This window comes from Kitasatospora sp. NPDC086009, from assembly GCF_044540385.1.
Taxonomy (GTDB): domain Bacteria; phylum Actinomycetota; class Actinomycetes; order Streptomycetales; family Streptomycetaceae; genus Kitasatospora.
Window position 1 is genome coordinate 82,734 of the sequence record NZ_JBITSA010000017.1, and the last position, 11,492, is coordinate 94,225.

Below are 11,492 nucleotides of genomic sequence, written 5' to 3' on the forward strand. Positions count from 1 at the left end.
CCGTCGCACCTCGATCAACTCAAGGTGGCATCCACCGCCCGGCGCAGTGCCGCGAAGTCCAGCCCGTGATCGGCGATGATCCTGGCGCCGAGCCCCTCCCCCTCCCGGACCACCCCGAGCAGCAGGTGCCCGACGCCGATGCGGCCGGACTTCAGCCGGAGCGACTCGCGCAGCGACAGCTCCAGCACCTTCTTCGCCCGGGGCGTGAACGGCACCCGGCCGCCTTTGGCTTCGGCCCGGAACCAGCCCCGCCGCCTCGCCTCCGCACCCTCCGCCGGAGCGTCCAGCGCCCCCTCCCCGAACGCCGACTCGACGGCCTCCCGGACGGCGTCCAGATCGACCCCGATCGCCGCCAGCGCCTGCGCGTCGTCGGCCCCGCCGAGCAGCCGGCGCACCGCCCGCCGCACGGCGGCGTGGTCCAGCCCCGCCTCGACCAGCACGGCCGCCGACGGATCGTGCGGCATCGCCACGACGGCCAGCAGCAGGTGCTCGGTGCCGATCTGCCCGTGCCGGAGCTGCGCCGCCTCCCGGCCCGCCTGGCCGACCACCTGCCGCGCATCGTCGGTGAAGCGTTCGAACATCGCTCAGCCTCCGTCCTTCTCGCTCGCGGCACCCCCGGCACCCCGCCGGGCGTACTTCTTGTGCACCGCCTGCCTGGTCACCCCGAGACAGACCGCGATGTCCTGCCAGGACCACCCCTGCTCGCGGGCGTTCCCGACCTGCAGGCCCTCCAGGCGATCGGCCAGGTCGCGCAGCGCCCGCACGGCCCGGAGCCCCACCGCGGGATCCCGACTGCTCGCGGCCGCCGCGAGTTCTCCGTTCTCGCTCATACCGTCAACTTAGGTTGACGCCGATCGCGTGTCAACCCTGGTTGACAGCTACCCCGGGATCCGCAGCGCTCCACCGCGCGAACAACGAGCGCCCGACCGGGCCGCCCCGGTGTCCGGGCAACGCAAAAGGCGGGGCGAGGACCTCGAAAGGTCCTCGCCCCGCCTCGCGGAACTCAGCCGCTCAGGCTGTCATCCGGCACCGGGCCGGCACGGCGGCCGGATCAGCTGCAGCCGCTGGTGGAGCCGCAGCCCTCGCAGAGGTAGCAGCTGCCGGCGCGGCGCATCTTGGTGCCGCAGGAGAAGCAGAGCGGCGCGTCGGCGTTGAGGCCGAGCTGGATCTCCATCAGCTCCGTCGAGTTGTGGGCCCTGCGCGGGGCCTCGACGGCCGGTGCGGGCTTGGCCACCGGGGCGGCCGGAGCCGCCGGGGCCACCGGCGCGGACTGCGCCAGGGTCTCGGTGTCCAGCTCCTCGGCCTCCAGCGGCTCGTAGGAGCCCGTCTCCAGGTGGCGCTGGCGTTCCTCGACGGAGTGGATGCCGAGCGCGGAACGGGTCTCGAACGGCAGGAAGTCCAGCGCCAGGCGGCGGAAGATGTAGTCGACGATCGACTGCGCCATCCGCACGTCCGGGTCGTCGGTCAGACCGGCCGGCTCGAAGCGCATGTTGGTGAACTTCGAGACGTACGTCTCCAGCGGCACGCCGTACTGCAGGCCGACCGAGACGGCGATCGAGAAGGCGTCCATCATGCCCGCGAGGGTCGAGCCCTGCTTGGACATCTTCAGGAAGACCTCGCCGAGGCCGTCGTCCGGGTAGGAGTTGGCCGTCATGTAGCCCTCGGCGCCACCGACCGTGAAGGAGGTGGTGATGCCCGGGCGGCCCTTGGGCAGGCGCTTGCGGACCGGGCGGTACTCGACGATCTTCTCGACCGCGGCGGCCGGGGCCGCCTCGGTCTCGGCCTTCGCGTCGCCGGACTTCTTCTTGGCCGACAGCGGCTGGCCGACCTTCGAGTTCTCGCGGTAGATGGCGAGCGCCTTGACGCCCATCTTCCAGGCCTCGAAGTAGATCTCCTCGACGTCCTCGACGGTCGCCGCGGCGGGCATGTTGACGGTCTTGGAGATGGCGCCGGAGATCCACGGCTGGATCGCCGCCATCATCCGCACGTGCCCCATCGGGGAGATGGAACGCTCGCCCATCGCGCAGTCGAAGACCTCGTAGTGCTCGGTCTTCAGGCCGGGCGCGTCCACCACGTTGCCGTGCTCGGCGATGTGGGCGACGATCGCCTCGATCTGCTCGTCCTGGTAGCCGAGGCGCTTCAGGGCGCGCGGCACGGTGCCGTTGACGATCTGCATCGAGCCGCCGCCGACGAGCTTCTTGAACTTGACCAGTGCCAGGTCGGGCTCGACGCCGGTGGTGTCGCAGTCCATCATCAGGCCGATGGTGCCGGTCGGGGCGAGCACCGAGGCCTGGGCGTTGCGGAAGCCGTTCTGCTCGCCGAGGCGCAGCACGTCCTGCCAGGTCTCGGTGGCGGCGGCCCAGACCGGGGCGTCCAGCTCGTCGACCGCGACGGCGGCGACCGAGGCGTCCGCGTGCTGCTTCATGACCTGCCGGTGCGGGGCCGCGTTGCGGGCGTAGCCGTCGTACGGGCCGACCACGCCGGCGAGTTCGGCGCCGCGGCGGTAGGCGGTGCCGGTCATCAGCGAGGTGATGGCGCCGGCCAGGGCGCGGCCGCCCTCGCTGTCGTAGGCGTGGCCGGTGGCCATCAGCAGGGCGCCGAGGTTGGCGTAGCCGATGCCGAGCTGGCGGTAGGCGCGGGTGGTCTCGCCGATCTTCTCGGTCGGGAAGTCGGCGAAGCAGATGGAGATGTCCATCGCGGTGATGACCAGCTCGACGACCTTGGCGAAGCGCTCGGCGTCGAACGAGTCGTCGTCGCGCAGGAACTTCATCAGGTTGAGCGAGGCCAGGTTGCAGCTGGAGTTGTCCAGGTGCATGTACTCGGAGCAGGGGTTGGACGCGTTGATGCGGCCGGACTCCGGGCAGGTGTGCCAGCGGTTGATGGTGGTGTCGTACTGGATGCCCGGGTCGGCGCAGGCCCAGGCGGCCTCGGCCATCTTGCGGAAGAGCTTCTTCGCGTCGACGGTCTCGATGACCTCGCCGGTCATCCGGGCGCGCAGGCCGAATTCGGTGCCGTTCTCGACGGCGGTCATGAATTCGTCGTTGACCCGGACCGAGTTGTTGGCGTTCTGGTACTGCACGGAGGCGATGTCGTCGCCGCCGAGGTCCATGTCGAAGCCCGCGTCGCGCAGGGCGCGGATCTTCTCCTCCTCCTTCACCTTGGTCTCGATGAAGGCCTCGACGTCCGGGTGGTCGACGTCCAGCACGACCATCTTGGCCGCCCGGCGGGTGGCGCCACCGGACTTGATGGTGCCGGCGGAGGCGTCGGCGCCGCGCATGAAGGAGACCGGGCCGGAGGCGTTGCCGCCGGAGGAGAGCAGTTCCTTGGAGGAGCGGATCCGGGAGAGGTTCAGGCCGGCGCCGGAGCCGCCCTTGAAGATCATGCCCTCTTCCTTGTACCAGTCGAGGATCGACTCCATGGAGTCGTCGACGGCCAGGATGAAGCAGGCGCTGACCTGCTGGGGCTGCTTGGTGCCGACGTTGAACCAGACCGGCGAGTTGAAGCTGAACACCTGGTGGAGGAGGGCGTAGGTCAGCTCGTGCTCGAAGGTCTCGGCGTCACCGGGGGTGGTGAAGTAACCGTTCTTCTCGCCGGCGGCGCGGTAGGTGAGCACCACGCGGTCGATGATCTGCTTGAGGCTCCACTCGCGCTGCGGGGTGCCCACGGCGCCGCGGAAGTACTTGGACGTGACGATGTTGACGGCGTTGACCGACCAGAAGTCGGGGAACTCCACGCCGCGCTGCTCGAAGTTGATCGAGCCGTCGCGCCAGTTGGTCATGACGACGTCACGCCGCTCCCAGCGGACCTCGTCGTAGGGGTGTACGCCAGGGGTGGTGTGGATGCGCTCGATCCGCAGGCCGCCCTTGGGGGCCTTGCCGGCGCCCTTGGTCACGGTCTTGTCGGACTTCGACCCGCGTGCGGAACCGCTCGTGGTGTCTGTCACTTCTCGCTCCTCCTCCTGGGCAAACGCCCAAAGTGCCCCGAAAAGTCCGGGCACCGCTGGTTCGTCTTCCGGTGTGCGGACAGGCGACGACCTGCCTGTACCCGCACGGTTTGTGGTGTTCTGTGCGCCGTTTCCGGGCACGCCTCGACCCCGAGGGGCCGGTATGGCTCATGTGGCTGATGCGGCTGATGTGGTGCTGTGAGCCCCGAGGGGCCGGTGTGGTGCTGGCGGTCCCGAAGGGCCGGTGCGGCTGGTGTGGCTGGTGTGGGACGAAAGGCCCCGAGGGGCCGGTGGTGCGGAGCCGGCCTCCTAGGGCGCGGCGGCGGCGACGGGCACGCAGGCGCCGTCCGCCTCGGGGACGGGCCGCTCGGCGCGGAGCTCCGCGATGGCGGCCTCGAAGTCTTCCAGTCCGTCGTACGCCTGGTAGACGCTGGCGAAGCGCAGGAAGGCGACGACGTCGAGTTCCTTGAGCGGTCCGAGTATGGCCAGCCCCACGTCGTGGGTGGTCAGCTCGGACTTGCCGGTGGCCCGCACGCACTCCTCGACCTTCTGGCCGAGCTGGGCGAGCGCGTCCTCGGTGACCGGGCGGCCCTGACAGGCCTTGCGGACTCCGGAGATGACCTTCTCCCGGGAGAACGGCTCGGTGACGCCGCTGCGCTTGATGACCATCAGTGCGGCCGTCTCCACCGTGGTGAAACGGCGGCCGCAGTCCGGGCACTGCCGGCGACGGCGGATCGAGCTGCCGTCTTCAGTGGTCCGGCTGTCGACGACGCGGCTGTCGGAGTGCCGGCAGAAGGGGCAGTGCACCTGAAGATCCCTCCCGGGCAGGACGTGCGGACTGGTCGAGTCTATGCGATGAGGACCCGGCACCGCCAAGCGGATCATGCGACGTGACCACTAGTACTGGGCCCGGAGAGGACTGTAACCACTACATGTGGGTCCAGGGGGGAAGCGACACCCCTGGCGTGTCGGCGCCGATTAGACTGCCGGAGTCGCGTTCGAGTCGAACATTTAAGCGATGTACAACAAAGCCTTGATCGAGTCAGCCAACTCCCGAATAATTCACTCGAACGTGTGTTTGGCGCAACCTTTCGATAGGAGGTGCCGTTGGGCTGGAAAAGGGGAGAGGACAGCCGTCGAGAGGGGCCGCCGTGAACACGATCGAAAGCAACACCATCCCGGTGCAGGAACACTCCCAGCTCAAGGTGGGGCAGCGCACCACGAATCAGCAGAGTGTGGACAGCATGGACCGTAGCGAAGAACACCGCCTCTCCGGCCAGGCCATTTCCCATCCGGGCCGCGTTCCCGACCAGCCGATCGAGCACGCCGCCGTCCTGGACGACAGCCACCCGGTCCCCGCGCGCTCGCTGCCCGGCCGCCCCCCCGGCATCCGGACGGACGAGGCCGGGCTGACCGAGCGCCAGCGGCGGGTGATCGAGGTCATCCGGGACTCGGTCCAGCGCCGCGGCTACCCGCCGTCCATGCGGGAGATCGGCCAGGCCGTCGGCCTGTCCAGCACCTCCTCGGTCGCCCACCAGCTGATGGCCCTGGAGCGCAAGGGCTTCCTGCGCCGGGATCCGCACCGCCCGCGCGCCTACGAGGTCCGCGGCGTCGAGGTGGCCCGCCCCAACACCGCCGAGACGGCCGGGCGTCCGTCCACCTCGTACGTGCCACTGGTCGGGCGGATCGCCGCCGGCGGCCCGATCCTGGCCGAGCAGACCGTCGAGGACGTCTTCCCGCTGCCGCGCCAGCTGGTCGGCGAGGGTGAGCTGTTCGCGCTGACCGTGCGTGGCGACTCGATGATCGAGGCCGCCATCTGCGACGGCGACTGGGTGACCGTCCGCCGCCAGCCGGTCGCCGAGAACGGCGACATCGTCGCCGCGATGATCGACGGCGAGGCGACCGTGAAGCGCCTCAAGCGCGAGGACGGCCGGATCTGGCTGATGCCGCACAACCCGGCGTACGAGCCGATCAACGGTGACAACGCGACCATCCTGGGCAAGGTCGTCGCCGTGCTGCGCCGCCTCTGAGCCGCCCGGTACGGCGCCCACCGGGAAGGGGCTCCACCGCACGGTGCGGGGAGCCCCTCCGGTGTGCCCGGGCGGCGGCCGCCTCTCGGGGCGACCAACGCCTCAGCCCCGCTTGACCACCGGCCGCACCGGCGCCGCGGAGGCGTCGATCGCCGCCAGTGAGCGGCGCACCTGGTTGCGATCGGTGGTGTACCAGAACTCCGGCATCGAGGAGCGGAAGAAGCTCCCGTACCGCTTGGTCTCCACCCGCGGGTCCAGCACCGCCACCACACCGCGGTCGTCCGCCGCGCGGACCAGCCGGCCCGCGCCCTGCGCCATCAGCAGCGCGGCATGGGTGGCCGCGACGGCCATGAAGCCGTTCCCGCCGCGCTGTTCGACGTCCCGCTGGCGGGCGCTCATCAGCGGGTCGTCCGGGCGCGGGAACGGGATCCGGTCCATCACCACCAGCTGGCAGGCCGAGCCGGGCACGTCCACGCCCTGCCAGAGCGAGAGCGTGCCGAACAGGCAGGTGGTCGCGTCCGAGGCGAACTCGCGGATCAGCTCACCCAGGGTGTCCTCGCCCTGGAGCAGGATCCGGTTGTCCAGCCGCTCGCGCATCGCCTCGGCGGCGGCCTGGGCGCCGCGCATCGAGGAGAACAGGCCGAGCGTGCGCCCGCCGGCCGCGCCGATCAGCTCGGCGAGTTCGTCCAGCATGTCGGGGCGCTCCGGGTCCCGCCCCGGGTCGGCCAGGTGCCGGGCGACGTAGAGGATGCCCTGCTTGGGGTACTTGAACGGCGAGCCGACGTCGATGCCGCGCCAGTGCGGCACCGCGTCCTCGCCGAAGGCGGCCTCGGGGGCGTCGCCCTCGGTGCGCTGGTCCGGCAGCCGGGCCTCCGAGGGCAGGCCGACCGAGGCGGCGACGCCGGTGAAGTCCCCGCCGAGCTTCAGCGTGGCGGAGGTGAGCACCACCGAGCGCTCCTTGTAGAGGCCCTCCCGCAGCAGCCCGGAGACGCTCAGCGGGGCGACCCGCAGCGAGGCGGTGCCCAGGCCGTACCGGTCGCTGCGCTCGATCCAGACCACGTCGTACTCGGAGTCGGCCAGCAGCCGCTCGGCCGTCTCGTGCAGCGCCTCGGCGGAGGCCATCGCCTGCTTGCGCACCGCGTCCTCGTCGGTGAGCGCCTTGTCCCGCGTCTCGCCGAGCGAGGTGATCACCTGCCGGCTGGCGTCCCGGATCGCGGTGACCGCGTACGCCAGGTACTCGGGCAGCTCCTCGACCCGGCCGGGCTGGGCGGTCTCCATCAGGCCGTGGTAGTTCTCCGCGGCCCCCTGGAGGGCGTCCACCGCCTTCTCGTTCGCCAGCCTGGCCGCGCGCTTGACCGCCCGGTTGACCGCGCCGACGGTCAGCTCGGCGGTGGCCGCGCCGGTGACCCGGTTGACCAGCTCGTGCGCCTCGTCGACGATCAGCAGCTCGTGCTCCGGCAGCACCGGCGCGCCCTCGATGGCGTCGATCGCCAGCATCGCGTGGTTGGTGACCACGACGTCCGCCAGCTTGGCGCGCTCCCGCGCCTTCTCGGCGAAGCACTCCTGCCCGTACGCGCAGCGGGTGGCGCCCAGGCACTCCTTGGAGGTGACCGAGAGCTGGGCCCAGGCCTTGTCGGAGACGCCGGGGCTCATGTCGTCCCGGTCGCCGGTCTCCGTCTCGTCCGCCCACTCGCGCAGCCGCAGGACGTCCTGGCCGAGCTTGCCGGTGGGGCCGCCGAGGGCGTCCACCGGATCGAAGAGGCCCTCGCCCTCCTCGCTCGGGGTGCCCTCGTTGGCCCGGTGCAGGCAGAGGTAGTTGGAGCGGCCCTTGAGCATCGCGAACAGCGGACGGCGGCGCAGCACCGGGTGCAGCGCCTCCACCGTCCGCGGCAAGTCCCGCTCGACCAGCTGGCGTTGGAGCGCCAGGGTGGCCGTGGCGACCACCACGCGGTCCCCGTGGGCGAGGGCCGGCACCAGGTAGGCGAGGGACTTGCCGGTGCCGGTGCCGGCCTGCACCAGCAGGTGCTCGCCGTTGTCGACGGCGTCGGCGACGGCCTCGGCCATCCTGACCTGGCCGGGGCGCTCGACGCCGCCGACGGCGGCCACGGCGGCGTGCAGCAGCTCGGGGAGCTGGGCCCGCGGGACGGCCTCGACCGCGCCGGCGGCGGCCGACCCGTCGGCCTCGTCGTCGGCGGGGAGCTGGGATTCGGAGTCGTTCGTCATGACCCACCCAGCCTACGGGGCGGGGGTGACAATCCGGTCCCGCCGGCCGTGCGGCACCGCGGCTCCCGCGGCGGCCAGCGCGTTGGGCACGGTGCCGTGCCGGGCCGCGTGCGGGCGGTGCGGGCGGTCCCCGTAACCGTCCAGCAGCAGCCGGTTCCGGTTGAGGCAGAGCCGGTCGATCCGCGGGCGGAACAGGTCGAAGAGCTCGAACCGCTCGCGCAGCTCGGGGAAGCGCTCCTGGTAGCGCAGGATCTCGGCCCGCAGCAGGGCCCAGAACTCGGCCTCGGGCAGTCCGGTCTGCGCCTCCAGCAGCGGGGCGAGGTAGCGGTAGACGCCGATGAACAGGCCGGAGTGGAGGAACTGGCAGAGGCCCTGCGGGTCCTCGCGCAGCAGTACCTCGGCCACCTCGGCGGGCAGCTCGCGCAGCTCGGGCAGGTCCTGGTCGCTCAGGTTGACGTCGTCGACGAAGTCCTTGACCGCGAGCCGGGCCGGGGCGTCCCGCTCGTCGAAGACCACGATGGCGTTCTCCCCGTGCGGGGAGAAGACCAGGCCGTACCGGTAGAGGAAGTGCAGCAGCGGCGGGAGCATCGCCGCGAACAGCCGGGCGGTCCACGCGGCGGGGGTGAGGCCGGAGCGGGCGATCAGCTCGGCGGCCAGCGCCCGCCCGTCGGAGCCGGTCTGCAGCAGCGCCGCCAGGGTGCGGGCGCGCTCGCCGCCGTCCAGGCAGGGGCCGAGCGGCTCGCGCCAGATCGCGCCCAGCAGTTCCTTGTACTGGTAGGGCGCCTCCGGCAGCTCCCGGTAGAGCGGGTGGTCGACGGTGACGGAGGCGATCTCGCCGAGCAGCACGATCCGGCACTCGTCGCGCAGGAACGGGTCGGCCTGCCGGATCCCGTGGATCCAGGCGGTCACGGCGGGCGCGGCCAGCGTGCGCTCGGTGGGCAGGCCGCGCCAGACCAGGGTGTTGAGGATGGCGAGCGGCAGCTTGACGGTGCAGCGGTCGGGCCGGCTCCGGTTGAAGAAGGAGCGGATGGACTGCTGGGGCAGCCGCAGGTCGCCGTCGGTGGGCAGCGGGACGATCTCACCGCTCGCGATCCACGGGGCGAACAGCGGGACGACGGTCTCGTCCCACTGCCAGGGGTGCACCGGCAGCAGCAGGTAGTCGTCGGCGTCCGGGCCGAGGACGGCGCGCAGGGCGGCGGGGTCGTCGAGCTCGCGCGCGTACAGTTGCTCGGGCTCGGCGACGCCGGGAACGCCGCGGTACTGCGCCAGCCGGCGGTGCACGGCGATCCAGGGCAGCGGTCGCGGGGTGCGCGCCTCCGGGGCCCAGCGGGCGGCGTCGGTGGCGGAGAAGCCGAGCCGGCCCTTGTTGGGGACGATCCAGGGGTGCCCGCCCTGCCGGCCCTCCAGCTCGGGGTGGCCGAGGTCGGCGAGCTCGGCGGCGGTGAGCGCGGTGGCGAGCTGGTGGGCGTCGGCGATCAGGGTCGCGGTGAGTTCGCGGATCAGGTGGCCGGTGGTGTCGCCGCGCAGCCCGAGGGTGTGCCGGGCGTAGGGGAGGAAGCGCAGCGGGTCCAGGCCGTCCGGCCGGGAGCAGCGCACCGAGTCCGGGACGACCTGCCAGCCGCCGTACGCGCCGCGGCCGGCGGTGAAGCGGTACTCGGCCTCGGGCAGCCGGAGCAGGTAGCCGTCGGGGCCGTCGGGGACGGGGGTGATCAGCTCCTCGTAGGCGAACTCGCCGAGCATCTTGGCCAGCAGCGCGCGGCCGGCCCGCGCCCAGTGCCCGGCGGTGAGCTGCGGGGGCAGGTACAGCGGGGGTTCAGCGGCCGGCGGTTGCGGCACGGGTCCACTCCTGGGGTCGCGGAACGGCGGGGACGTCCGCGGTGGCGGGGACGTCGCCCATGGCGGGGGCGGCAGGGCCGGTGGAGCCACCGGGGGTGGCGGGGGTGACGGGGCTGACGGGGGTGACGGGGGTGACGGGTGGTGCGAAGCCGGTCCAGGCGGTGCGTTCGGGCAGCCGGTGGACCGTCCGGCCGGCGACGGCGTTGAGGATCACGGCGGCCCGGTGGGCGCCGAGCCCGAGATCGGGAGTGCCGACGCCATGAGTGTGCAACTCGGCGTTCTGTACGTACAGTCCGCCGACGAGGTCGGGCAGGGTCGCGACCCGGTGGTCGAGGTCGACCCGGTAGCGCCCGGCCGCGTCCCAGTCGATCAGGTGGGCGAGCGGCTCCAGGGCGGCCGGGCGGGCGGCGCGGTACCCCGTGGCGAGCACCACGGCGTCGGTACGCAGCACGTGCTCGACGCCCGAGTCACCGTGCCGGCAGCGGAGTTCGAGACCGCCGCAGGGGCCGGGCCGGGCGTCGGTGACGGCCGTGCCGGGGGTGATCTCGACCGGGGCGTCGTCGATCGGCCGGCCGATGGTCCGCTCGTACAGGTGGTCGTGGATCTCGGCGAGGGTCTCGGCGCTGGCGGCCTTGTGCAGTTGCCACTGCGCCTCGACCAGGGTGTCCCGGACGGGCCCGGGCAGGCCGTGGAAGTAGCGGGTGTAGTCGGGCGTGAAGTGCTCCAGCCCGAGCTTGGAGTACTCCATCGGCGCCAGCGCCCGGGTGCGGGTGAGCCAGCGCAGCCGGACGCCCTCCCCCACCCGGCGCAGCAGGTCGAGGAAGACCTCCGCGCCGGACTGCCCGCTGCCGACCACGGTGATGTCGCGCGCGTCGTCCAGGGTCTCCCGGCGGTCCAGGTAGTCGGCGGAGTGGAAGGCCCGGGGGTGGCCGTCGAGGGCGGTGAAGGCCTCGGGCAGGACCGGCCGGGTGCCGACGCCGAGCGCGAGGTTGCGGGCGTGCACCTCGGTGCGCCGGCCGGTGGCGGTGTCGCGGAGTTCGGCCCGGTACAGCGCGCCGTCCCGGTGCAGCGCGGTGACCTCGGTGCCGAAGCGGCAGTTGCCGAGCCGTTCGGCCGCCCAGCGGCAGTAGTGGTCGTACTCCCGGCGGGGCAGCTGGAAGCGCTCCGCGAAGTAGAACGGGAAGAGCCGGTCCTGCTCGCGCAGGTAGTTGAGGAAGGACCAGCGGTTGGTCGGGTCGACCAGGGAGACCAGGTCGGCGAGGAAGGGGACCTGCATCCGGGCCCCGTCGACCAGCATCCCGGGGTGCCAGCGGAACTCCGGGCGCTGGTCGCAGAAGAGCGTGCGCAGGCCGGGGGCGGGTTCGGCCAGCGCGGCGAGCGAGAGGTTGAACGGGCCGATGCCGACGCCGAGCAGGTCGTACGGCGCGGGTGGGGCTGCTGGGGTGTCCATGGAGTCGGAG

The 11,492-nt window shown here is 72.3% G+C and carries 7 protein-coding genes and 1 pseudogene; 1 reads left to right on the forward strand and 7 read right to left on the reverse strand.

Annotated features, from left to right (window positions below; all coding sequences use genetic code 11):
• Positions 1-14: 14 nt before the first annotated feature.
• The 4 genes from ACIF6L_RS31130 to nrdR form a co-directional block, all read right to left on the reverse strand.
• The gene (locus ACIF6L_RS31130) at positions 15-581 is read right to left on the reverse strand and encodes a Clp protease N-terminal domain-containing protein (protein WP_396490821.1); all 567 of its coding nucleotides are present in this window, start codon (positions 579-581) and stop codon (positions 15-17) included.
• A 3-nt stretch (positions 582-584) separates the two neighbouring features.
• On the reverse strand, positions 585-830 hold the full coding sequence (locus ACIF6L_RS31135; protein WP_396490820.1) for an RNA polymerase subunit sigma-70: 246 nt from the start codon (positions 828-830) through the stop codon (positions 585-587).
• Between the two features lie 221 nt (positions 831-1,051).
• The gene (locus ACIF6L_RS31140; RefSeq protein WP_329489839.1) at positions 1,052-3,943 is read right to left on the reverse strand and encodes a vitamin B12-dependent ribonucleotide reductase; all 2,892 of its coding nucleotides are present in this window, start codon (positions 3,941-3,943) and stop codon (positions 1,052-1,054) included.
• Positions 3,944-4,252: 309 nt separating this feature from the next.
• Positions 4,253-4,750: a transcriptional regulator NrdR gene (gene nrdR, locus ACIF6L_RS31145; protein WP_329489838.1), complete on the reverse strand. Its 498-nt coding sequence runs from the start codon at positions 4,748-4,750 to the stop codon at positions 4,253-4,255.
• 551 nt (positions 4,751-5,301) lie between these two features.
• Between nrdR and lexA the strand changes: the two are divergent.
• Positions 5,302-5,973, forward strand: a pseudogene (gene lexA / locus ACIF6L_RS31150) (transcriptional repressor LexA); the annotation flags it as partial.
• Between the two features lie 102 nt (positions 5,974-6,075).
• On the opposite strand, the gene ACIF6L_RS31155 reads toward lexA, so the two are convergent.
• The 3 genes from ACIF6L_RS31155 to ACIF6L_RS31165 are packed head-to-tail and all read right to left on the reverse strand — an operon-like array spanning position 6,076 to position 11,482.
• On the reverse strand, positions 6,076-8,196 hold the full coding sequence (locus tag ACIF6L_RS31155; RefSeq protein ID WP_380391678.1) for an ATP-dependent DNA helicase: 2,121 nt from the start codon (positions 8,194-8,196) through the stop codon (positions 6,076-6,078).
• Between the two features lie 12 nt (positions 8,197-8,208).
• Entirely contained in the window at positions 8,209-10,032 is a 1,824-nt protein-coding gene (locus ACIF6L_RS31160) for an IucA/IucC family protein (protein WP_396490819.1), read from the reverse strand.
• On the reverse strand, positions 10,010-11,482 hold the full coding sequence (locus ACIF6L_RS31165; RefSeq protein ID WP_396490818.1) for a SidA/IucD/PvdA family monooxygenase: 1,473 nt from the start codon (positions 11,480-11,482) through the stop codon (positions 10,010-10,012). Before ACIF6L_RS31165 ends, ACIF6L_RS31160 begins: the two co-directional genes overlap by 23 nt.
• Between the last annotated feature and the right edge of the window lie 10 nt (positions 11,483-11,492).

Excerpts from the sequence above, each read along its gene's own strand:
- ACIF6L_RS31130 (WP_396490821.1), bottom strand. The coding sequence starts at position 581 with ATGTTCGAACGCTTCACCGACGATGCGCGGCAGGTGGTCGGCCAGGCG.
- ACIF6L_RS31135 (WP_396490820.1), bottom strand. The coding sequence starts at position 830 with ATGAGCGAGAACGGAGAACTCGCGGCGGCCGCGAGCAGTCGGGATCCC.
- ACIF6L_RS31155 (WP_380391678.1), bottom strand. The coding sequence starts at position 8,196 with ATGACGAACGACTCCGAATCCCAGCTCCCCGCCGACGACGAGGCCGAC.
- ACIF6L_RS31165 (WP_396490818.1), bottom strand. The coding sequence starts at position 11,482 with ATGGACACCCCAGCAGCCCCACCCGCGCCGTACGACCTGCTCGGCGTC.